Here is a 21,615-nt window from a genome sequence, read left to right as displayed (position 1 = left end):
CTCAAGGAGATGACGTGGCACTTCAACCACTGACACCGGAACAGCGCTCGGCCGCCCTCGACAAGGCGTTCCAGGCGCGGCAGGCGCGAGCGGAGGTCAAGACGGCGCTCAAGAGCGGTGAGCAGAGCCTGCGCTCCGTGCTCGAGCGGGCGCAGGGCGATGAGGCCCTCAGCAAGATGAAGGTCCACGACCTGCTGCGCTCGATGCCCGGCGTGGGCGATCGGCGCGCCAGCACGCTCATGGAGGAGATCGGCATCGCTCAATCGCGGCGCCTCAAGGGGCTCGGCGTGCACCAGCGGGCGGCGCTGCTGGAGAAGTTCGGAGCTCAGTGACCACCAGCACCCTGACGGTCCTCGCCGGCCCCACGGCCGTCGGCAAGGGCACCGTGAGCGCCTACGTGCGCGAGAACTTCCCCCAGGTGTGGTTCTCCGTGTCCGCCACGACCCGCAGCCCCCGGCCCGGCGAGGTCGACGGCACCCACTACTGGTTCGTCTCCGACGCGGAGTTCGATCGGATGGTCGCGGCGGGCGAGATGCTCGAATACGCGGTGGTCCACGGCCGCAATCGCTACGGCACGCCGCGCGGCCCGGTCGAGCGCGCGCTTTCCCAGGGCCGCGCGCCCCTGCTCGAGATCGACCTGCAGGGCGCCCGCCAGGTCAAGGCGCGGATGCCCGAGGCGCGCTTCGTCTTCCTCGCCCCGCCCAGCTGGGACGAGCTCGTCCGCCGGCTGGTGGGCCGCGGCACCGAGGACGCGGAGGAGCGCGAGCGCCGGCTCGCCACCGCGCGGGTGGAGCTCGCGGCCGAGGGCGAGTTCGACTTCACGGTCGTCAACAGGGACGTTCGTGCCGCGGCGCGGGAGCTAGTAGAATTGATGGGGCTGTCGCCGGACGACGTCTGAGCGGCCGCCCGCAGCCGGCCCGCCGGCCCGCCGGCCCACCGGCGCTGAAGCCTTATCCGCACCTACGTTTGGAGTCTGCGTGTCCTCGGAGCCCGAAGGCATCACCAACCCGCCGATCGACGACCTGCTGGCCGTCACGGATTCGAAGTACGAGCTCGTCGTGGAGTCCTCCCGCCGCGCCCGCCAGATCAACGCGTACTACGCGCAGCTGCAGGAGGGCCTGCTGGAGAACGTCGGGCCGCTCGTGACGCCCGAGCCCAATGAGAAGCCGCTGTCGATCGCGCTGCGCGAGATCAACGAGGGCAAGATCCTCATCCGCGAGGCCACGGAGGCGGACTTCGCCGCCCCCGCCGCCGAGGCGCAGGCCGCCGCCGACTTCGACTTCGACTTCGGCACGGACGCGGCCTTCTCCGACGCCGCGCAGGCCGACCCCTTCGCCGTGCCCGCGCAGGAGGCGGACGCCTCCGGGACCCCCGAGACGCCCGAGGCCCCGGAGTCCTGAGCCCGCTGTGAACATCGTCCTGGGCGTCGGCGGCGGCATCGCCGCCTACAAGGCGTGCCACGTGCTGCGCGCGCTCCGGGAGGCCGGGCACGCGGTGCGCGTCGTGCCCACGGCCAACGCGCTCGCGTTCGTCGGCACCGCGACCTGGGAGGCCCTGAGCGGCCAGCCCGTCGCCACCGACGTCTTCACCCGGGTCGACGAGGTGGAGCACGTCATGATCGGCCAGCGCGCCGATCTCGTGCTCATCGCCCCGGCGACCGCGGACCTGCTGGCCCGCCTGCGCGCCGGGCGCGCCGATGACCTGCTCACCGCCACCGTCCTCGCCACCCGGGCCCCGGTCGCCCTGGCCCCCGCGATGCACACGGAGATGTGGGCCAACGCCGCCACCGCGGACAACGTCGCTGTGCTGCGCGCGCGCGGCCTGCACGTCATGGAGCCGGTCAGCGGCCGGCTCACCGGCGCCGACTCCGGCCCCGGCCGGCTGCCCGAGCCCGAGGACATCGTCGCGTTCGCACTCGCCGCCGCGGCCGCTCCCGCGGGCGCCCCGGAAGCGCGGGGCGCCTCGGGTGCGGCAGGCTTCGGTTCCGGGGCTGCGGACGAGGAACGGCCCGCCGCCGCGCCGGCCCGGCTGCCCGACCTGCGCGGACAGCGCTACCTCATCAGCGCCGGCGGCACGCGCGAGCCCCTCGACCCCGTGCGCTTCCTCGGCAACCGGTCGTCGGGCAAGCAGGGCGCGCAGCTCGCCCGGGCCGCCGCGCAGGCCGGCGCCGCCGTCGACCTCGTCGCGGCGAACATCGACGTCGCGGTGCTCGCGGACCTGCCCCCGGGCGTGCGCGTGCGGGCGGTCGAGACGACCGCGCAGCTGCAGACCGCCTGCGCCGAGCTCGCCCCCGGCGCCGACGCGGTCATCATGGCTGCGGCGGTGGCCGACTACCGGCCCGCGCACACCGCCGAGCACAAGATGAAGAAGGACGGGGATGCCGGCCTGACCCTGGAGCTCGCCCAGAACCCGGACGTGCTGCGCGGCCTCGTCGCCCAGCGCGCCGCGGAGGGCTGGGGGGCCGCCCTCGTGGGCTTCGCCGCGGAGACCGGCTCGCCGGGCCGCCCCGCCCTCGAACTGGCCGAGGAGAAGCTGCTGCGCAAGGGCTGCGACCTCCTCGTGTTCAACGACGTCTCCGCCGGACGCGCATTCGGCAGCGAGGACAACGAGGTCGCGATCCTCGCCGTGCGCGATGGCCGGGCGCACGTCGCGGCCCGCGCCCACGGCTCGAAGGCCCAGGTGTCACACGCGGTCATCGGGGCGGTGGCCGCGCTGCCGCGCCGCTAGGATGGCCGGGTGACTTCAACGACGCTGCGCCAGTTCACCTCCGAATCCGTGACGGAGGGCCATCCGGACAAGATCTCCGACCAGATCAGCGACGCGATCCTCGACGCGATGCTCACCCTCGACAGCCGCGCCCGCGTGGCCGTCGAGACGATGGTGACGACCGGCATGGTGCACGTGGCCGGCGAGGTCACCACCTCCGGCTACGTCGACATCGCCGACATCGTGCGCAAGACGATCACGGAGATCGGCTACGACTCCTCGGAGAAGGGCTTCGACGGCCACACGTGCGGAGTCTCCGTCTCGATCGGAGCGCAGTCGCTCAACATCAGCGAGGGCGTCACCCAGTCGCTCGAGGCCCGCGGCGGCGATCACGGCGACGAGCTGGGCCAGCTGGGCGCCGGCGATCAGGGCCTCATGTTCGGCTACGCGGACAGCGCCACCGACGTCCTCATGCCGCTGCCCATCCACCTGGCCCACCGGCTGGCCGAGCGCCTGAGCGAGGTGCGCAAGGACGGCACCCTGGACTACCTGCGGCCCGACGGCAAGACGCAGGTGACGCTCGGCTACGACGGCGACACGGCCCGCACCGTGGAGGCCGTGGTCCTGTCCACGCAGCACGATCGGGGGATCGTGCGCGAACAGCTGACAGCGGACCTGCGCGAGCACGTCATCGACCCGATCCTGGGCGCGGCCGGCCTCGACACCGGCGCAGCCCGCTACCTCATCAACCCGGCGGGCGACTTCATCATCGGCGGGCCGATGGGCGACGCGGGCCTCACGGGGCGCAAGATCATCGTCGACACCTACGGCGGCTTCGCCCGCCACGGGGGCGGCGCCTTCTCCGGCAAGGACCCCTCGAAGGTCGACCGCTCCGCGGCCTACGCGATGCGCTGGGTGGCGAAGAACGTCGTCGCCGCCGGCCTGGCCGAGCGCGCGGAGGTCCAGGTCGCCTACGCGATCGGGTCCTCCCAGCCCGTGGGCCTCTACGTCGAGACGTTCGGCACGGAGCGGGTCGATCCCGCGGCGATCGCCGCCGCTATCCGCGAGGTCTTCGACCTGCGCCCGGCCGCGATCATCTCGCAGCTGCGCCTCAACCGGCCGATCTACCGGCCCACCGCCGCGTACGGCCACTTCGGGCGGACCGCGGAGTCCTTCACGTGGGAGCGCACGGACCGCGCGGACGAGCTGCGCCGACTCGTGTGAACCGCGGCGGGCCCGCGTCGGCGCCGCGTGCTTGACTGGGCGCAGCGCCCGACCGGGCGCCGCTGGTGACCCGCCGCAGCCGGGAGGGGGAGTGCGATGACCGACGGTGCCGATGGTGCCCTGTTCGCCCCGCTCGCCGCCGACCTCGCCGAACCGCAGGCCCTGCGGGTGCGCGGAGGCATCGAGCCCGCGCAGGCGCACCCCGTGGCGCGCGTGCTCGTCGAGACGCAGCTGCCGCACCTGGCGCGGCCCTTCGACTATGCGGTCCCCGCCACCATGGACGCCCGGGCACAGCCCGGGGTGCGGGTGCGGGTGCGGTTCGCCGGCCGTCTCACCTCGGGCTTCATCCTCGAGCGAGTGGAATCAACCGACCACGTGGGCGAACTGGCTCCGCTCGAGCGCGTGAGCTCCCCGCTGCCCGTGCTGCGGCCCGAGCTGCTCGAGCTGTGCACGGCGGTCGCCCGGCGCTACGCCGGGACGCTGCCCGATGTGCTGCGCCTGGCCATCCCGCCGCGCCATGCCACCGCCGAGGCGGCCGTGCTCGCCCAGCCCGCGGAGGTCGACGCGCAGGCCCTGGGCGCGGCCGCGGCTCACGTGCGCGCGGCCATAGCAGACGCTGCCGAGCACGCTCCCGCCGGCGAGTCCGAGTATCTGATGGCGCTCGACGAGTGGCTGGACCCGCAGGCACCGGGCGCGGCGGGCGCCCGCGAGCGGGATGAGACCGCCGGATCGGCCGCCGCCCCGGCCGCTGGCGCGGGGGACGCCGCGCAGCCCGCGGCCGCGCAGCCAGGCCCCGCCGCGGAGCAGGCAGCCCCCGCGGAGCAGGCAGCCCCCGCAGTGGAGACAGCGCCCGCAGTGGAGGCTGTGCCCGCGGAGGAGGCCGTGCGCGCAGTGGAGGCCGTGCGCGCAGTGGAGGCCGTGCGCGCAGTGGAGGCTGTGCCCGCGGAGGAGGCTGTGCCCGCGGAGGAGTCCGTGCCCACCCATGGCCCGCGTGCCGCGTACGCCATGCTGCCGGGGGACCGGCCCGGCATCGGGTGGATCCGCTTCGGCCTCGCCGCCGCGGCCCGCGTGCTCGCGGCCGGCCGCAGCGTCGTGTGGCTCGTGCCGGACAGACGGGAGCTGGCGGCCCTCGAGGCGGAGCTCGGCGCGCTGGCACCGTGGACCGTGCGGCTGTCGGCCGATCAGGGGCAGTCGGCCCGCTGGAGCGCCTGGACCAAGGCCCTGACGGGCCGTGCCCGCCTGGTGATCGGGACCCGGACGGCCGTCTTCGCCCCGGTCGCGAACCCGGGCCTCTTCCTCTGCTTCGACGATGAGGACGACTCCTACCTCGAGCAGCGCGCCCCCTATCCGCACGCGCGGCAGGTCATGCTCGAGCGCGTGCGCCAGACGGGCGCGGCAGGGCTCTTCCTGGGCTATGCGCGCTCCGTCGATGTGCAGCGCCTCGTCGCCAACGGGTGGCTCGGGGAGATCGCGGTGCCTCGCGAGGTGCGCCGCGCGGAGGCGCCCCTCATGCTGGAGCCGCCCCCGGCCCGGGACATCGCCGATCTCTCCCGGCTGCCGGGACGGGCATTCGACCTGGTCAGGGGCGCACTCGGGCGCACCAAGCAGGACACCGCGCTGGGGCCGGTGCTCGTGCAGGTGCCGCGTGCCGGCTTCATCCCGGTGCTCGCCTGCGCGCGGTGCCGCGAGGTGCTGCGCTGCCCCCGATGCGGCAACCGCCTGCACGCCCGCGCGGTGAGCGGTCCGTTCGCCTGCCGGGTCTGCGGCTGGCACTCCGATGGCGTGCAGTGCCGCAACTGCGGGGGCACGCAGGCCAGGGCCGTGACGACCGGGGCGGAGGGCGTGCACCAGGAGCTGGGCCGGGCGTTCCCCGGTGTGAAGGTCGTGCGCTCGGGCGGCGACCACATCCTCGAGCGGGTCGACGGGGAGCCCCAGATCGTCGTCGCCACCACCGGGGCGGAGCCCTACGCCGAGGGCGGCTATGCGGCCGGGATCCTGCTCGACACGCTGTGGCCGGGCCCGGGCCTGCGCTCGACCGACCGGTCGATTGCCCGGCGCCTGCGGGCGGCGTCCCTGGTCCGCGCCGCGCGGCTGGGCGGCAGGGCGCTGCTCATGGACGAGGACCCCGCCGTGCGCAGGACGGTGGCCCGCTTCGAGCCGGTCGAATGGGCGGTCGGGCAGCTGGCCGAGCGCGCGCAGGTGGGGCTGCCGCCGAGCATCCGCATCGCCGAGCTCACGGGACCCCGCCCGGCCGTCGCTGCCCTCGTCGCAGCGGCGCGCCGCGAGGTCGAGGTGCGCGTCCTCGAGGAGCGGGCCGCCGACGACCCGGAGCCCGCGGCGCGCCCCGGGGCCCGGCCGGGTGCGCCCACAACGCCCGCCGCCCCGGGCGCCGGGCCCGCCCGGGGCGCACTGGCCGACCCACCGGATGAAGGCGGGCGGTTCGAGCAGCGGGCCGCGCACCGGCGCCCGGGCCGGGTCGCGGGCGGGGGCGAGGTGACCGTCGTGCTCGGGTGCCGGATCGGGGCGGGCCCGGCCCTCACCTTCCTCCTCGCCGCAGAGGTGGCGGCGGCATCGATGCGTGGCGATCCCCTCGTGAGCGTGCGGATGGACGACCCCGACGCGCTCTGAGCCCGCCGCGGCGGGGCGGGCGGGTAACCGCCGGAACGGGGCGGCCCGTAGACTGTGCGGGTGAGAATCCTCTTCGCGGGAACCCCCGAGCCGGCCGTGCCGTCGCTGCGCGCCCTGAGCGCCTCGGGCCACGAGATCGCCGCCGTGCTCACCCGCCCCGATGCCCCCGTGGGCCGCAGGCGCACGCTGACCCCCAGTCCCGTCAAGGCGGCCGCGCGCGAGCTGGGCCTCCCGGTGCTCGAGGCCGCGCGGCTGCGCGGTGAGATCCTCGCCGAGATCGAGGCCCTCCGGGTCGACGCCGCGGCCGTGGTCGCCTACGGCGCGCTCGCGGGCCCGCGCGCCCTGTCCGCCGCGCGCCTGGGCTGGTTCAACCTGCACTTCTCCCTGCTGCCCGACTACCGCGGCGCCGCCCCCGTCCAGCGGGCGCTCATCGACGGCCGCACCGTCTCCGGACTCACCGTCTTCCGGCTGGACGAGGGCATGGACACCGGCGACATCGTCGCCCAGCGGCAGCTGCCGCTGCCGCCGCTGCCTGCCGGCGACGTCCTCGCGGACTACGCCCGGCAGGGCGCCCCCCTCCTCGTCGAGGCGCTCGACGCGGTGGCCGCCGGAACCACCCGCTACGCGCCCCAGCCGTCCGCGGGCACCCCGGCGCCCAAGATCGAGCCCGCCGAGGCGCGGCTCGACTTCTCCCGCCCCGCCGCGCGCCTCGCCGCGCTTGCGCGCGGCACCTCGCCCGCACCGGGCCCCTGGGCGCTGCTGGACGGACAGCGCACGAAGGTGCGCGGCGTGGCGGAGCTGCCGGACGCGCCCGGTGGGCCCGACCTCGAGCCCGGGGAGCTCATCGACGTCGACGGCACCGTGTGCGCCGGCACCGGAGCGGGAATCCTCACGCTCGAATCGATCCAGCCGTTCGGCAAGCCGATGATGTCCGCGCAGGCGTTCCTCCGGGGCCGCCCCGGCGCGCGCTTCGACGCGGTGCCCGCAGACGTACCGGAGGACAGGACCGCCCATGAGTGAACCGAATCGCCACCGCGGCGCCCACGGCGGGCCAGACGATGCCGGGCGCCCCCACCGCGGGCGCGGTGCGCCGCGCGATGGCAGCGGTTGCGGCGATCGCCGGCCCCGCGACCGCGGTGAGCGGAGCGGCAGCCGCGGCGGGCGCCGCGCCGAGGGCCGCGAATCGGCCCCCCGCGCCCCCCGGCCCAACCTGCCGCGCCAGGTGGCCTGGGAGGTCCTCTGCGATGTCGCCGAGCGCGACGCCTACGCCAACCTCGTGCTGCCCGGCCGCATCGCCCGCGCGCACATGCAGGGCCCGGACGCGGGCATGACCACCGAGCTGACCTACGGCACGCTGCGCGCCCAGGGCTTCTACGACGCGATCATCTCCGTGGCCGCGGACCGCCCGGCCGAGTCGATCGACCTGCCCGTCCTCGCCGCCATGCGGATGGGCGCCCACCAGCTGCTCAGCACACGGATCGCCCCCCACGCCGCAGTGAAGGAGACCGTCGGCGTCATCCGCGCCTCGGCGAGCTCCCGCGCGGCGGGCTTCGTCAACGCGGTGCTGCGCCGGATCGGCGAGCGCGACCGCGCGGAGTGGGCCGCGCTCGTCACCGAGGGCCTCGACGAGCGCGACGCCCTGGCGCTCACCGCCTCGCACCCCCAGTGGATCGCCCGCGCGCTGCGCCAGGCGCTCAGCGCCCACGGGCGCGATCCTGAGGAGCTGGGCGACCTGCTCGCCGCCGACAACACCCCGGCCGCGGTGTGCCTGACCGCACTGCCGGGCGCCGTGGACCGCGACGCGCTGGCCCGGGCCGTGGGCGAGCCCACCCCGCTCTCGCCGATCGGCGTCGCGCTCTCCGGCGGCAGCCCTGCCGCCGTTCCCGAGGTGGCGCAGGGCCGCGCCCGCGTCCAGGACGAGGGCTCGCAGCTCGTCGCCCTGGCCCTCCTGGGCGCCGCCGCCCCCGCCGACAGACCCGGGTCCGCGTGGCTCGACATGTGCGCCGGCCCGGGCGGCAAGACCGCCATCCTCGCAGCCGCCGCGCAGCGCGACGACCGCGCGGTCGAGGCGCTCGACAGCTCCGAGCACCGGGCGGACCTCGTGCGCGACTCCACCCGCGCGTTCGCGGACCGGGTCCGCGTGGACACCGCCGATGCCCGCGAATTCGGCGCCGCGCACCCCGGTGAGTACGCCCGGGTGCTCGTCGACGTCCCCTGCTCCGGCCTGGGCGCCCTGCGCCGCCGGCCCGAGGCCCGCTGGCGGCGCAGCGCCGCCGACCTCGGCGGGCTCGGTCCCATCCAGCGCGACCTCCTCGCGGCCGGGTTCGACGCCGTCGCGCCCGGGGGAGTCCTCGCCTACACCACGTGCTCGCCGCACCTGGCCGAGACCCTGCTGGTCGTGGGCGACTTCGCGAGGAAGCGGGGGGCCGACGTCGAGGTCCTCGACGCGCCCGAGGTGCTGGCCGAGGTGACCGGCGAGCCCGCCGCGAGCTTCGCCTCGGGCTCCGTGGGCACCCCCGAGCAGGGCGCCCGCGCCGCCGACGGCACCCGGGCCCAGGGGCGCGCCGCCCAGCTGTGGCCGCACGTGCACGGCACGGACGGCATGTTCCTCACCCTGCTGCGCAAGCCCGCAGCCGCACCCGACGCCCAGGAGGCCCCATGAGCATCCGCATCAACCCGAGCATCCTGTCCTGCGACTTCGCCGACCTGCGCGGCCAGCTCGCGCTCATCGCCGACGCCGACATGGCCCACGTGGACGTCATGGACAACCACTTCGTGCCGAACCTCACGTTCGGGCCCCCGGTCGTCGAGCGGATCCGGGCCGTGTCCCCGGTGCCCATCGACGCCCACCTCATGATCGACGACGCGGACGCCAACGCCCCGGTCTACGCCGAGCTGGGCTGCGAGTCGGTCACCTTCCACGCCGAGGCGGCGAAGGCGCCCGTGCGCCTGGCTCGGGAGCTGCGCCGGCTCGGGGCGAAGGCCTCGATCGCGCTCAAGCCGTCGACCCCCGTCGAGCCCTACCTCGACATGCTCGGGGAGCTCGACCAGGTGCTCATCATGACCGTCGAGCCGGGCTTCGGCGGTCAGTCCTTCCTGGACGTCTGCCTGCCCAAGATCCGCCGCGCTCGGCAGGCGATCAGCGCCTCGGGCCTCGACATCCTCCTGCAGGTGGACGGCGGCATCTCGCTGCAGACGATCGACCGCGCGGTCGACGCCGGGGCGAATTCGCTCGTGGCCGGCTCGGCGGTCTACGGCGCCGAGAGCCCGGCGGCCGCCATCGGCGCACTCCGGGAGCGCGCCGCCGCGCACGCCCACTGACGGCCGCGCCTGCTGCCGGCCGTCTCGGCCGGTCGCCGCGCCCGCTGCCGGCCCTGCCGAGCCGATGACCGCCCACCGGAGCAGCGCGAGTCGGCGCCGGGTCGAACGGGCACCGCGCTGAACCGGCCCGGGGCTGCGACGTCGCCGGGGCGAGCTCAGCCGGCCGCGCCGCGCGCCAGCCAGTCGAAGTGGAACTTCTCCGGCCCGTCCACGGTGACCCGCACGGTGAACGCGATGTCCACCTCCTCCTTCTTCGTCTCCCAGGTGCCGAACGAGTCGTACTGGTACTGCAGCGTGGCCTTGCCCGGCGTCTTGGAGGAGATCGTCCCGACCCCGTCGCCCTCGTATTCCGGCTCCTCGAGCGTGGGCCGGCTCGTGAGCGTCCAGTGGGGGTCGCGGTAGGACGAGCTGCCGTCGGAGGCCATGAGCGACTGGTTCGGGCACCGCGGCGCCGCGAACGCCTTGCGCTTGATGCACAGGTCCACGTGCTTCTGGATCTCGTTGTCCGCATCCGCGATGAGCGCCTGGGAGAAGTTGTCGCTGAACGTCAGCGCGGCATTCCCGCCGTCCTCGGCGCCGGCGCCCTGGTCCTCGGCATCCGCACCGGGGGCGTAGTCGAACGTCTGAGCGGAGCCGTAGCCCAGGAACTTCGACTTGGGCGGCACCTCGACCGCATAGCGGCCGGGGAGCACCACAAGATCGGCTGCGATCCGCTTGGCATCCCCCTCGTCCGGCTTGAACTCGGGGCTCACCCCCACCCCGTTGACCGTGACCTTCGACACGCCCGTGGGCACCACCACGTGCACGGTGGAGGTCAGGGGCTCGTCGAGTTCCCAGTTGTGGAGCACGAGCGCGCTGTTGGCCACCCGGTGTGCCCCGAGCTCGACGGTCGACGTCTTCTCGTCCTGGGTGATCTCCACCCGCACCGTCGCGCTGCTGCCCGAGCTGTGCGCGTCGACGACGCGGTAGCCCGTGATCCTGTGCTCGGCCCGGTCGTAGACCTCCTTCGTCAGCGCGCTGCGCTCACTCGAGTTCGCCCGGGGATCGGCGAGCTCGTTCGCCCGGTCCACATCGCCGCCGCGCAGCGCGTCGAGGTAGGCCTCCACCGCGCGCTGCGGTGAGTGCGCGGTCGCGTTGGCGACTCCCACGGCGAGGGCGCCGCCCGCGATGAGCAGCACGAGCACCGCGAGGCTCGCTATGGGCGTGCGCGTGCGGCGCCGCTTGGGCCGCGGCGCCGCCTGGCCCGCCCCGTCCGGAGCGCCCCAGGACTGACCGGTGCCGCCGCCGGGCGGTGGGCCCGCGGCGGCGCCGTGCCCGGCCGCTCCGGCGGCGTACATCGGTACCCCGCCTGGCCGGCCGGAACCGGGCGCGCCGGAATGCTGGCCCTGCGGCGCACCGGTCTGCTGTCCCTGGGACGCGCCGGGTGCAGCAGCGGCACCGCCGGGCTGGCCGCGCCCCTGTGAACTCGGGAACTGCGAACCGGGGAACTGAGCCCCCGGGAACTGCGAACCGGAGGGCTGGGAACCGGAGGGCTGGGAACCGGGGGGCTGGGAAGCGCCGAACTTCGAGGCCGAGAGCTGCGCGCCGGCACCCGGCTCACCGGTCCGCTGTGCGCCGGGGCCCTGTGAACCGGGGAATCGCGGATTGGCCCCCTGTGGTCCGGTCGCCTGCGCACCGGGGAACTGCGAACCGGGTTCCCGCGGGTGCGGTTCGGGGCCGGCCGGCCCGTGCGCTCCGGGCCGGGGATTCCCACCCGGCTGCGGCCGTCCGCCCGGAGCCCCGGAGACCGGAGGCCCGGAGGCCGGCGTCCCGGAGACCGGAGGCCCGGAGGCCGGCGTCCCTGCGGTCGGTGACCCGAACGCCGGCGAGCCGGTGGGCGCGGAGCCCTGCCGGTCGATATCCGCACCCGGGGGAGGGGCGGCGGCACCGGTCGCACCGAAGGGCGAGAAGTCCGGGGCCGGGGACTCCCCGCGCACCGGTGGGAATGCCGCGGTCGGCTCCTCCTCGTGCGCCCCGCCCGGTGACGAGCCGAGCGGCTCGAAGGCGGCGGTGGGCTCATCGACGGCACCGGAGGGGCGCGGGGCGCCGTCGGGGCCGTGCGCCTGAGGCTTCCCGTCGGCGGGCTCTGAACGAACGGACGGGTCCGCGGTGCGAGTGCCCCCGGCACCGCCATCGCCGCGCGCACCGCCATCGCCGCGGGCCCCGTCGCCTTCCCCGGTGCCTGCGGCCTCCGCGGTGCCCGCGGTGCCTGCGCGAGCCCTGTCATCAGCCCCTGCATCGTCGTTTTCCCCGGCATCGCCCGCGGTATCTCCACGAGTCTCGGCATCGGCGGCGGCGTCAGCGCTCGCCTCGTCCGCTGCCTCCGTGTGGGGCTCACCCGCTCCGGATTCCTCCCTGCGGGAGGCGCCTGCGCGATCCGGGGCGCCAGTGTCGCCGGCGGTAGGCGCAGCGGCGGCGCCCGTGTGGTCGGAGGTGCCTGCTTGCTCGGAGGTGCCAGTGCACTCGGAGGTGTCTGCGTCATGCGAGGCGCGGTCGTCATGCGAGGCAGCAGGCTGAGCGGAGGCCGCAGTGTGATCGGCTGGGTCGGTGTGCTCGGCGCTGCCGGTGTCAGCTGGGGTGGCAGTGCCACCCGAGATGACGGTGCCGTCCGAGGTGCTGTTGCCGTCCGCGGTGACAGTGCCGTCCGAGGTGTTGGCCCCTCGCGTGCCTTCCGTCGCGTCGTCCCCCTCGGCAGCGCCCGCGCTGCCAGGGGCGCGGGGGTCGTCCGCGGTGGCCGGGCGCTCCGCATCATCGGCGCCGGTCGGCGCAGCCGTCGAGCTCGCGGGGCCCCCCGGTGATCCGCCCTCGGCGGCGGTGCCACCGTGCGGTTCCTCCGGGTGCGCCGCCCGCGCACTCGTCCGCTGGTTCGGGTCGGCTGCTGATTCGGGGCCGGCCTCACCGGTCTCGCTGGGCTCCTGCGGGTTCGACATGTGGGGCTCCTCACGTTGTGCTTTCCGTAGTATCACGAACTGCGGGCCCGCGGAGCCCGCATTCCCGCATGCGGGCGGCCGGCCCCGGCAGCCGAGGACCGGCCCGCCGGGCGCGAGGTGCGCGCAGCGCGCGCTGTGCAACGGGCCCCGGTCCAGACCGGGGTGCCCCACCGCCGCGGGGCGCTAGCATGGAGTCCCGCCCCACAGGCCCCCGAACACCCGCCGTCGCGGCGCGGAGAAGGCAGCGCGTTGGAATTCTTCACCTGGCTCAACACCCCGGTCTTCGAGCTGCTCGGCAAGCCCGTGCCCTGGTCGGACTTCCTCGGCAACATCTGCGCGCTGGCAACCGTCTACCTGGCCCTGCGCCGGCTCATCTGGTCCTGGCCCGTGCAGATCCTCGGGTCCGTGCTCCTCTTCAGCGCGAGCGTCTCCGCCCACCTGGGCGGCAACGCCTCCCGGCAGGTCGTCATCATCGCCGCGGCGATCTGGGGCTGGACGACGTGGCGGCGCTCGCAGCAGGAGAAGGGCGAGATCCGCGTCCGCTGGGCCACCTGGCCCGAGCGGATCGGGCTCATCGCCGCGCTGGTGCTCGGCACCCTCGGGTTCGGCTATGTCCTCGCCGTGGGCGGCTGGTCGTGGAACCCCTACCCGGACGCCTACATCTTCATCGGCTCGCTCGTGGCCATGTACGCCCAGGGCCGCGCCATCGTCGAATTCTGGTTCGTCTGGCTGGCCGTCGACCTCGTCGGCATCCCGCTCGCGGTCATGGGCGGCCTCGTCTTCTCCGGCGCCGTCTACTTCGTCTTCCTCGTCATGGTCATCGTCGGCATGGTCGACTGGGCCCGGCGCTCCCGCCAGACGATCTCGAGCCCCACCTCGGGCGCGGCCACGCTCGACGGGCGGGAGGACCCGCCGGGCGCCTGAGCCGGGGCCGGGCGCTGCAGCGCCGTGTACTACCCTGATCGGGTGAAGACCTTCGACGAGCTGTTCGCTGAACTTGAGCACAAGGCGCGCACGCGCCCCGATGGTTCGAAGACCGTCGCCGAACTCGACGCCGGGGTCCACGCCATCGGCAAGAAGGTCGTCGAGGAGGCCGCCGAGGTGTGGATGGCCGCCGAGTACGAGTCAGACGACGAGCTCGCCGGTGAGGTCTCCCAGGCCCTCTACCACCTGCAGGTCATCCTCCTCGCCCGCGGGCTCACGCTCGACGACGTCTACCGCAGGCTCTGAGCCGCGCGGCCCGCCGCCGCCCGATCCATTCGCCGCCCCGCCAAGGAGGCCCCCGCCATGCTCCGCGTTGCCGTGCCCAACAAGGGCTCCCTGTCCGAAGCCGCGACCACGATGCTGCGCGAGGCCGGCTACGCGCTGCGCACCTCGGCGAAGTCGCTCGTCCACCAGGACACGGCCAACGGGGTCGAGTTCTTCTTCCTGCGCCCCCGCGACATCGCCGTCTACATCGGCCGCGGCATCCTCGACCTCGGCATCACGGGCCGCGACCTGCTGCTCGAATCCGAATCGGAGGCCGTCGAGGTGCTGCCGCTGGGCTTCGGCCGCTCGAGCTTCCACTACGCGGGCCCGGCCGGCCGCTTCACCGACCCGGCCGAACTCGACGGCGCCACGATCGCGACCTCCTATCCGACCCTCGTGCGGGCAGACCTCGCCGCCCGCGGCCTGAGCGCCGCCACCGTCAAGCTCGACGGCGCGGTGGAGGTCTCCATCCAGCTGGGCGTCGCCGATGCCATCGCCGACGTCGTCGAGACGGGATCGACGCTGCGCGCCGCGGGCCTCGAGACGTTCGGCGAGGCGCTCCTCGAGTCCGAGGGTGTGCTCATCGCCCCGGCCGCGGCCCAGCCCAGCCGCGAGACCGCCGCCGCGGCGGACATCCTCATCCGCCGGCTCGACTCCGTCATGGTCGCCCGCAACTACGTGCTCATCGACTACGACGTCCACGAAAGCGCCCTCGAGGCGGCCTCGGCGGTCACGCCGGGCCTCGAGAGCCCCACCGTCTCCCCGCTCCAGGACCCCGAGTGGTTCGCGGTGCGCTCCATGGTGGAGGCCAAGGCCGTGCACGAGGCGATGGACCGCCTCTACGCGGCCGGCGCCCGCGCGATCCTGGTGACGAACATTGGCGCCTGCCGCATCTGAGGTCATCCGGCCGCGCTGGACGCGCCTCATCACCCGGATCCTCGCTCCCGTCATCGTGGCGTCGTTCGCGCTGCTGTCCTTCGGGCTGTCTCAGCTCCACTGGGAGACGTGGCACCTCTACGACGCCATCTGGATGAACCTCCTGGGTCTCGCCATCGCCGGCGTGCTGTGGCGGCTGGGCTCCGTGCGCGCCATCGTCCGGCCCGAGCGGCTGGTCGTGCGCAACCTCGTGCGCACCCACCGCATCGAGTGGGCGCAGATCGTGGGCGTGTCCTTCAATCCGCGCATGGGCGAGCAGTACGCCTCGCTCGACCTCAGCGATGGGCAGACGCTCCACGTCCAGGCGGTGCAGGCCGCCGACGGTCCACGCGCCGCAGCCGCCTGCACGCGATTGCGTAGACTCGCAGACGAATACTCCCGCCCTGCAGAAAGGCCCGACGATGGCATCTGACACCGCCGCACCCACCAGCCCGGAGGGCGCCGCCGCCGCGCCGGCAGCCGGGCCGCTGGCCGGCTACACGGTCGTCGACCTCTCCCGCGCACTCGCCGGCCCGCACGCCGGGCAGATCTTCGGAGACCTGGGGGCGCGCGTCATCAAGGTGGAGAACCCCGCCGCCGGGGACGACACCCGGTCCTGGGGCCCGCCGTTCGTGGGGCCCGAGGACGACCGCCAGGCCACCTACTTCCTCTCCTGCAACCGCAACAAGGAGTCGATCGCCCTCGACCTCAAGTCCCCGGACGGCCGCGAGACCCTCGAGGCCCTCATCGCCCGCGCCGATGTGCTCGTCGAGAACTTCCGCGGCGGCGTGCTCGACCGCCTGGGGTTCTCCACCCAGCGCTGCCTCGAGCTCAACCCCCGCCTCGTCATCCTCTCGATCACGGGCTTCGGCCACGACGGCCCGGACGCCCAGCGCGCCGGCTACGACCAGATCGCCCAGGGGGAGGGCGGGCTCATGTCGCTGACCGGCTCCGGGCCGGATGACATGCAGCGCGTGGGCGTGCCGATCGCGGACCTGCTCGGCGGCATCCACGGGGTCCTCGGCGTGCTCGCGGCCCTGCTCGAGCGCGAGCGCACCGGCCGCGGCAAGGTCGTGCGCACCTCGCTGCTGGCCGGGATGATCGGCATCCACGCCTTCCAGGGCACCCGGGCGACCGTCGCGGGGGAGACGCCCGCCCCCGGCGGCAACCACCACCCGTCGATCAGCCCGTACGGGCTCTTCGCCTGCCGCGGCGGCGCCGTCCAGATCTCCGTGGGCAATGAGCGGCTGTGGCAGAAGCTGTGCGCCGCGTTCGGCCTGGACCCGGCCGCCGAGGGCATGGCCGACAACGCCGCCCGCGTGGCCAACCGGGCGGCCGTCACCCGCGCCGTGGAGGACGCGTTCTCCGCCTACACGGCCGATGAGCTCATCGCCAAGCTCGCCGAGGCCGGCATCCCCTCGGGCGTCGTCGCGAACCTCCAGGAGGTCTACGCCTCCGAGCAGGTGGCCTCGCAGGGGCTCAAGATCACCGTCGACCACCCCGTGCTCGGCGCGATCGACCTGCCCGGGCCGCCGCTGCGCTTCTTCGACGTGGGCGCCGACGGCGAGGTCGAGACGACCCTCACCGAGCACTCGGCCCCGCCCCTGCTCAACGCGGACGCGGACACGGTCCGCGCCTGGCTGGAGGCCTGAGATGGCGCAGCGCCTGGACTCCCGCGGCCTCATCGACATGGTCGTCGACGACTCCACGTTCGTCAGCTGGGACGAGGAGCCGATCGTGCCCGGCGCCGGGATCTCCGAGTCCTACGCCGCGGACCTCGCGGCCGCCCGCGAGAAGTCCGGCGTCGACGAGGCCGTCATCACGGGAGAGGGCCTCATCCACGGCCGTCGCGTCGCGGTCGTCGCCTGCGAGTTCAAGTTCCTCGCCGGCTCGATCGGCGTCGCCGCGGCCGAGCGCCTCGTGCGCGCCGTCGAGCGGGCGACCGCGGAGGGCCTGCCGCTGCTGGCGGGTCCCGCCTCCGGCGGCACCCGGATGCAGGAGGGCACCGTCGCGTTCCTGTCGATGGTGAAGATCACCGCGGCCGTCAAGGCCCACCGCGATGCGGGACTGCCCTTCCTCGTCTACCTGCGCCACCCCACCACCGGCGGGGTGTTCGCGTCGTGGGGCTCGCTCGGCCACTTCACCGTCGCGGAGCCCGGCGCCCTCATCGGCTTCCTCGGGCCGCGGGTCTACGAGCAGCTCTACGACCGGCCGTTCCCGGAGAACGTGCAGACGGCAGAGAACCTCCAGCGGCAGGGCATCATCGACGCGGTCATCGGGCCCGAGCGGATCCCGCACGTCGTCTCGAAGGCCCTCGACATCCTCATGGGCGCCCGCGAGGTGCCCGCCCCCGTGCCGGACCCGGCCACGCGGCCGGACCCGGAGCCCCGGGGCACGGATGCGTGGGAGGTCATCACCGCCTCGCGCCAGCCCAAGCGCCCGGGCGTGCGCGAGCTGCTGCGCTACGGGGCCACGAAGGTGCTGCCGCTCAACGGCACCGGCGAGGGCGAGAAGGACCGCGGCCTCATCCTCGCGCTCGCGACGTTCGGCACAGCGCCGTGCATCGTGCTCGGCCAGGACCGCTACCGGCAGCGCTCGCACGAGCCCATGGGCCCCGCCGCGCTGCGCGAGGCCCGCCGCGGGATGCGCCTGGCCCGCGAGCTCAACCTGCCGCTCGTCACGGTCATCGACACCCCCGGCGCCGCCCTGTCGAAGGCCGCGGAGGAGGGCGGGCTCGCCGGCGAGATCGCCCGTTCGCTCGGCGACCTCGTCACGCTCGAGGCGCCGACCGTCTCGCTCATCATGGGCGAGGGCAGCGGCGGCGGCGCGCTCGCGATGATCCCCGCCGACCGCGTGCTCACCGCCGCCAACGGCTGGCTCTCCCCGCTGCCGCCCGAGGGCGCCTCGGCGATCGTCTACCGCGATGTCGACCACGCCCCGCAGATGGCCCAGCAGCAGGAGGTCCACGCGGAGAAGCTCCTGGCCAACGGCGTCGTCGACCGCATCATCGCCGAGCGCCCGGACGCGTCCGCCGAGCCGGAGGAGTTCGCGCGGCGCGTGGGCGCCACGCTCGAGCACGAGATCATCGACCTCATGCGCCAGCCGGGCTCGCGCCGCTGGCACGCGCGCATCGAGCGCTACCGCAGGCTGGGCCTGTGAGACGGGGGACTCCATGACGCTGGCAGTGCGGGTCATCCCGTGCCTCGATGTGGCCGAGGGCCGCGTCGTCAAGGGGGTGAACTTCACCGGGCTGCGCGATGCCGGCGATCCCGTCGAACTCGCGCGCGCCTACGGCGCCGCCGGGGCCGACGAGCTCACGTTCCTCGACATCACCGCCTCGAGCGGGAACCGCGCCCCCACGTTCGACATCGTCGCCCGCTCCGCGGAGGAGGTCTTCATCCCCCTGACCGTGGGCGGCGGGGTGCGCAGCTGCGCCGACGTCGACGCGCTGCTGCGCGCCGGGGCGGACAAGGTGGGCGTCAACACCGCGGCCATCGCCCGCCCCGCGCTCATCGGCGAGATCGCCCAGCGCTACGGCAGCCAGGTCCTCGTGCTCTCCGCCGACGTCCGCCGCGTGCCGGCGGGAGACCCGGCCACCGCCTCGGGCTTCGAGGTCACCACCCACGGCGGGCGGCGCGGCACGGGCCTCGACGCGCTCGAATGGCTGGTCCGCGCCCGCGATCTGGGCGCCGGCGAGGTGCTGCTCAACAGCATGGACGCCGACGGCACGAAGGCGGGCTTCGACCTCGAGCTCATCGCCGCGGCCCGCGCCGTCATGGACCTGCCGCTCATCGCCTCCGGCGGGGCCGGCGCGGTCGAGCACTTCCTGCCCGCCGTGCGCGCCGGCGCCGATGCGCTGCTGGCCGCGAGCGTCTTCCACTTCGGCGACTTCACGGTCGCCGACGTCAAGGCCGCGCTGCGCGCCGCCGGCATCGAGGTCCGGTGAGCGCCACCGAGGCCGGTGACGCCGCGGCGGCCCTCCTGACAGGCGGGGGCGCGCCCACGGCCGAGGAGCTGTCCGGCATGCTCGCGTTCGGCGTCGGCGGGCTGCTGCCCGCGGTCGTCCAGGAGGCGCGCACCGGCGAAGTGCTCATGCTCGCCTGGATGGACGCCGAGGCGCTGGCGCGCACGCTGCGCACCCGCCGGGCGACCTACTGGTCGCGCTCGCGCGGCGAGTACTGGGTGAAGGGGGAGACCTCGGGGCACACCCAGCGCGTCGAGGCCGTGCGCATCGACTGCGACGCCGACACCGTCCTCCTCTCCGTCGCCCAGACGGGGCCCGCGTGCCACACCGGCACCGCCACCTGCTTCACTGGCCGGGAGCTGCCGCTGGCCCCGCCCGACGCCGACGAGGCGCCCAGCGCCGACAGGGCGCCCGCCTCTCACGCCGCCGCCTCTGACGATGCCGCGCCGGAAGCCGCCGCCGAACCCGCCGCCCCCGAGGAGCCCGCATGACCATCAGCCCCGACTTCGAGGCCTTCGCCGCGACCGCGGCCGCCGGCACGCGCCTCATCCCCGTGCACACCCGCGTGCTCGCCGACGGCGAGACGCCCCTGGGCGTCTACCGCCGGATCGCACAGGGCCGCCCGGGGGGCTTCCTCCTCGAATCGGCCCACCAGGGCACCTGGAACCGCTACAGCTTCATCGGCCGCGATCCGATCGCCACCCTCACGGCGGACGCCGACGGCCGCGCCGTGTGGCTGGGCACCCCGATCGCGGGCACCGAGGGCATCGCGGATCCCATCGCGGGGGTCTCCGCGCTGCTCGAGCTGCTCGCGGCCCCGCGCCACCCCGAGCTGCCGCCCATGATCTCCTCGCTCGTGGGCTACCTCGGCTGGGACGTCGTGCGCCGCTTCGAGCGACTCGGCCAGGGCCCGCTGCCGGAGGGCGAGCTGCCCGAGCTCAGCCTCTCCGTGCCCGGCGATGTCGTCATCGTCGACCACCAGACCTCGGAGCTCACGCTCGTCGCGAACGCGATCAACGCCGACGGGCGCCCCACCGGCCTCGAGGCCGCCTACGCCGACGCGCGCGCCCGCATCTGCACGCTGCTGGAAGACCTGCGCGCCCCGCTGGCGCCCGTGCTCGAGGTCGCGGACTTCCCCGACCCCGAGGTCAAGACCCGCACCGAGCCGGGCGACTACCTCGCCGCCGTCGCCGAGGCGCAGCGCCGCATCGTCGACGGCGACATCTTCCAGGTGGTGCTCGGCCAGCGCTTCGACGCGGCCACGGACGCGCGGCCGCTCGACGTCTACCGGATGCTCCGCAGGCTCAACCCGAGCCCGTACATGTACCTCTTCGACGTCCCGACCTCCGGTGGCGCCCCCCTGGCGGTAGTGGGCTCCTCGCCCGAGGCGCTCGTCACGGTCGACCGCGGCACCGTCATCGCCCACCCCATCGCGGGCTCCCGGCCGCGCGGCGCGGGCGAGGAGGAGGACGCCGCGCTCGCGCGCGAGCTCGCGGCCGATGCGAAGGAGCGCGCCGAGCACCTCATGCTCGTCGATTTGGCGCGCAACGACCTCGCCAAGGTCTGCGAGCCGGGCACCGTCGACGTCGTCGAGTTCATGGAGATCGAGCGCTTCAGCCACATCATGCACCTCGTCTCCACCGTCACCGGGACGCTCGCGCCCGGGTGCACCGGCGTCGACGTGCTGCGCGCGACCTTCCCGGCCGGCACCCTGTCCGGCGCGCCCAAGCCCATGGCGCTGCAGATCATCGACGAGCTCGAGCCGGTGGCCCGCGGCCTCTACGGCGGCGTCGTGGGCTACCTGTCGTTCAGCGGGGACCTCGACATGGCGATCGCGATCCGCACCGGCGTCATGCGCCCGGGCGTCCTCAGCGTCTATGCCGGGGGCGGCATCGTCGCCGATTCCGATCCGCACTCCGAGTACGCCGAGTCGCAGCACAAGGCCGCCGCCGTGCTGCGCGCCGCGGCCGCCGCGGCCACCCTGCGCGCGGCGGCGCCCGCGCGGGATGCCGCCGGCGCCGAATCCGGGCAGGAGCGCGCATGAGGGAGCGGCTCGCGGGGCTCACGCGCGGCCGCTGCGTCATGGCCCTGCTCGTGCTGGCGGGCATCATGTGGCTCATCGCCTCCCGCCAGTGGGCCCACGTCGACGCCGCGGCCTCGGCGGTTCCCGGCGTCGCGGGCACGGGCGGGGAACGCGGCGAGGGCAATCCGCTGGCCACCGCCTGCGCGGCGATCGCGGCGGTCGGCGCGCTGCTGCTCGCCATGCTCGGCCGCGTGGGCCGGTGGGCGGTCAGCGCCATCGTCGCGCTGGCGGGGCTGGGCTGCGCGGCCGCGGCGGTCCAGGGCCTCGCGGCCCCGGCGGGCACGCCCACCGCCTGGCCGTGGGCGGCGCTCGCGGTGGGCGCGCTCACCGCCGCAGGCGGAGCCGCCGCGGGCATCGCCAGCGGTGCGTGGCAGCGCTCGAACCGCTACGACCGCCCCGCGGAGCAGGGGCCCGTGCGGGAGGACCCCGCCGATGACCCCACCACCGCCTGGGACGCGCTCACCCGGGGCGAGGACCCCAGCTGAGGCGGCGCCTCCGGCGGCCGCCCGCGCGCCCCGCGGCGGCGGCGAGCCGCGTGACCGGCGCCCCCGCGGCCG

General features: G+C 75.0%; 20 protein-coding genes. 19 read left to right on the top strand and 1 reads right to left on the bottom strand.

What is annotated here, in order from left to right:
* The first annotated feature begins 14 nt into the window (after positions 1–14).
* From mihF to rpe, 9 genes are all read left to right on the top strand, one after another.
* Positions 15–332: an integration host factor, actinobacterial type gene (gene mihF, locus BRM1_RS03250; RefSeq protein WP_160953491.1), complete on the top strand. Its 318-nt coding sequence runs from the start codon at positions 15–17 to the stop codon at positions 330–332.
* Complete coding sequence (gmk, locus tag BRM1_RS03245; RefSeq protein WP_268528143.1) at positions 329–898, top strand: guanylate kinase; 570 nt, start codon at positions 329–331, stop codon at positions 896–898. Before mihF ends, gmk begins: the two co-directional genes overlap by 4 nt.
* A gap of 79 nt (positions 899–977) precedes the next feature.
* On the top strand, positions 978–1,400 hold the full coding sequence (gene rpoZ, locus BRM1_RS03240) for a DNA-directed RNA polymerase subunit omega (protein WP_160953493.1): 423 nt from the start codon (positions 978–980) through the stop codon (positions 1,398–1,400).
* Between the two features lie 7 nt (positions 1,401–1,407).
* On the top strand, positions 1,408–2,727 hold the full coding sequence (locus BRM1_RS03235) for a bifunctional phosphopantothenoylcysteine decarboxylase/phosphopantothenate synthase (protein ID WP_268528138.1): 1,320 nt from the start codon (positions 1,408–1,410) through the stop codon (positions 2,725–2,727).
* 9 nt (positions 2,728–2,736) lie between these two features.
* Positions 2,737–3,930, top strand: coding sequence for a methionine adenosyltransferase (gene metK / locus BRM1_RS03230; RefSeq protein ID WP_268528135.1), 1,194 nt, complete (start codon positions 2,737–2,739; stop codon positions 3,928–3,930).
* A gap of 96 nt (positions 3,931–4,026) precedes the next feature.
* Entirely contained in the window at positions 4,027–6,558 is a 2,532-nt protein-coding gene (locus BRM1_RS03225) for a primosomal protein N' (RefSeq protein WP_268528132.1), read from the top strand.
* Positions 6,559–6,618: 60 nt separating this feature from the next.
* Positions 6,619–7,578 (top strand): methionyl-tRNA formyltransferase, encoded by a 960-nt coding sequence (locus BRM1_RS03220; RefSeq protein ID WP_268528130.1) that lies wholly within the window; start codon positions 6,619–6,621, stop codon positions 7,576–7,578.
* Positions 7,571–9,220 (top strand): RsmB/NOP family class I SAM-dependent RNA methyltransferase, encoded by a 1,650-nt coding sequence (locus tag BRM1_RS03215; protein WP_268528128.1) that lies wholly within the window; start codon positions 7,571–7,573, stop codon positions 9,218–9,220. The genes BRM1_RS03220 and BRM1_RS03215 overlap by 8 nt, the downstream gene beginning before the upstream one ends.
* Positions 9,217–9,879: a ribulose-phosphate 3-epimerase gene (gene rpe, locus BRM1_RS03210; RefSeq protein ID WP_268528125.1), complete on the top strand. Its 663-nt coding sequence runs from the start codon at positions 9,217–9,219 to the stop codon at positions 9,877–9,879. Before BRM1_RS03215 ends, rpe begins: the two co-directional genes overlap by 4 nt.
* 155 nt (positions 9,880–10,034) lie before the next feature.
* Here rpe and BRM1_RS03205 read toward each other — a convergent pair whose 3' ends face one another.
* Positions 10,035–11,216: a hypothetical protein gene (locus BRM1_RS03205; RefSeq protein WP_268528121.1), complete on the bottom strand. Its 1,182-nt coding sequence runs from the start codon at positions 11,214–11,216 to the stop codon at positions 10,035–10,037.
* Between the two features lie 1,881 nt (positions 11,217–13,097).
* Between BRM1_RS03205 and BRM1_RS03200 the strand changes: the two genes are divergently transcribed.
* From BRM1_RS03200 to BRM1_RS03155, 10 genes are read left to right on the top strand one after another with little or no spacing between them, the layout of a single operon-like run.
* A complete protein-coding gene (locus tag BRM1_RS03200; RefSeq protein WP_268528118.1) occupies positions 13,098–13,772 on the top strand; it encodes a nicotinamide mononucleotide transporter family protein in 675 nt (224 codons plus the stop codon).
* A 42-nt stretch (positions 13,773–13,814) separates the two neighbouring features.
* Positions 13,815–14,078 (top strand): phosphoribosyl-ATP diphosphatase, encoded by a 264-nt coding sequence (locus BRM1_RS03195; protein ID WP_268528115.1) that lies wholly within the window; start codon positions 13,815–13,817, stop codon positions 14,076–14,078.
* Between the two features lie 57 nt (positions 14,079–14,135).
* The gene (hisG, locus tag BRM1_RS03190) at positions 14,136–14,993 is read left to right on the top strand and encodes an ATP phosphoribosyltransferase (RefSeq protein WP_160953950.1); all 858 of its coding nucleotides are present in this window, start codon (positions 14,136–14,138) and stop codon (positions 14,991–14,993) included.
* Positions 14,974–15,444 (top strand): PH domain-containing protein, encoded by a 471-nt coding sequence (locus BRM1_RS03185; protein ID WP_160953949.1) that lies wholly within the window; start codon positions 14,974–14,976, stop codon positions 15,442–15,444. Before hisG ends, BRM1_RS03185 begins: the two co-directional genes overlap by 20 nt.
* Positions 15,434–16,663, top strand: coding sequence for a CaiB/BaiF CoA transferase family protein (locus tag BRM1_RS03180; RefSeq protein WP_160953948.1), 1,230 nt, complete (start codon positions 15,434–15,436; stop codon positions 16,661–16,663). Before BRM1_RS03185 ends, BRM1_RS03180 begins: the two co-directional genes overlap by 11 nt.
* 1 nt (position 16,664) lies before the next feature.
* Positions 16,665–18,170: a carboxyl transferase domain-containing protein gene (locus BRM1_RS03175; RefSeq protein ID WP_160953947.1), complete on the top strand. Its 1,506-nt coding sequence runs from the start codon at positions 16,665–16,667 to the stop codon at positions 18,168–18,170.
* A 13-nt stretch (positions 18,171–18,183) separates the two neighbouring features.
* Positions 18,184–18,957, top strand: a complete 774-nt coding sequence (hisF, locus tag BRM1_RS03170; protein ID WP_160953946.1) for an imidazole glycerol phosphate synthase subunit HisF — start codon at positions 18,184–18,186, stop codon at positions 18,955–18,957.
* Entirely contained in the window at positions 18,954–19,466 is a 513-nt protein-coding gene (hisI, locus tag BRM1_RS03165; RefSeq protein ID WP_442864338.1) for a phosphoribosyl-AMP cyclohydrolase, read from the top strand. The genes hisF and hisI overlap by 4 nt, the downstream gene beginning before the upstream one ends.
* Positions 19,463–21,019 carry a chorismate-binding protein gene (locus BRM1_RS03160; protein ID WP_268528107.1) on the top strand — a complete coding sequence of 519 codons (1,557 nt, stop codon included), beginning with the start codon at positions 19,463–19,465 and terminating at the stop codon, positions 21,017–21,019. The genes hisI and BRM1_RS03160 overlap by 4 nt, the downstream gene beginning before the upstream one ends.
* Positions 21,016–21,543 carry a Trp biosynthesis-associated membrane protein gene (locus BRM1_RS03155; protein WP_268528104.1) on the top strand — a complete coding sequence of 176 codons (528 nt, stop codon included), beginning with the start codon at positions 21,016–21,018 and terminating at the stop codon, positions 21,541–21,543. The genes BRM1_RS03160 and BRM1_RS03155 overlap by 4 nt, the downstream gene beginning before the upstream one ends.
* The last annotated feature ends 72 nt before the right edge of the window (positions 21,544–21,615 follow it).

Origin of the sequence: Brevibacterium sp. BRM-1 (assembly GCF_026802075.1) — a bacterium.
Taxonomy (GTDB): Bacteria; Actinomycetota; Actinomycetes; order Actinomycetales; family Brevibacteriaceae; genus Brevibacterium; species Brevibacterium rongguiense.
Note: the sequence above shows the minus strand (reverse complement) of the source record. Positions and strands in the feature narration are given on the sequence as shown.

Coding starts and splice junctions, on each gene's coding strand:
- hisF (WP_160953946.1), top strand. CDS start 18,184: ATGACGCTGGCAGTGCGGGTCATCCCGTGCCTCGATGTGGCCGAGGGC.
- BRM1_RS03160 (WP_268528107.1), top strand. CDS start 19,463: ATGACCATCAGCCCCGACTTCGAGGCCTTCGCCGCGACCGCGGCCGCC.
- BRM1_RS03225 (WP_268528132.1), top strand. CDS start 4,027: ATGACCGACGGTGCCGATGGTGCCCTGTTCGCCCCGCTCGCCGCCGAC.
- BRM1_RS03155 (WP_268528104.1), top strand. CDS start 21,016: ATGAGGGAGCGGCTCGCGGGGCTCACGCGCGGCCGCTGCGTCATGGCC.
- BRM1_RS03215 (WP_268528128.1), top strand. CDS start 7,571: ATGAGTGAACCGAATCGCCACCGCGGCGCCCACGGCGGGCCAGACGAT.
- BRM1_RS03175 (WP_160953947.1), top strand. CDS start 16,665: ATGGCGCAGCGCCTGGACTCCCGCGGCCTCATCGACATGGTCGTCGAC.
- rpe (WP_268528125.1), top strand. CDS start 9,217: ATGAGCATCCGCATCAACCCGAGCATCCTGTCCTGCGACTTCGCCGAC.
- hisG (WP_160953950.1), top strand. CDS start 14,136: ATGCTCCGCGTTGCCGTGCCCAACAAGGGCTCCCTGTCCGAAGCCGCG.
- BRM1_RS03180 (WP_160953948.1), top strand. CDS start 15,434: ATGGCATCTGACACCGCCGCACCCACCAGCCCGGAGGGCGCCGCCGCC.
- BRM1_RS03205 (WP_268528121.1), bottom strand. CDS start 11,216: ATGTACGCCGCCGGAGCGGCCGGGCACGGCGCCGCCGCGGGCCCACCG.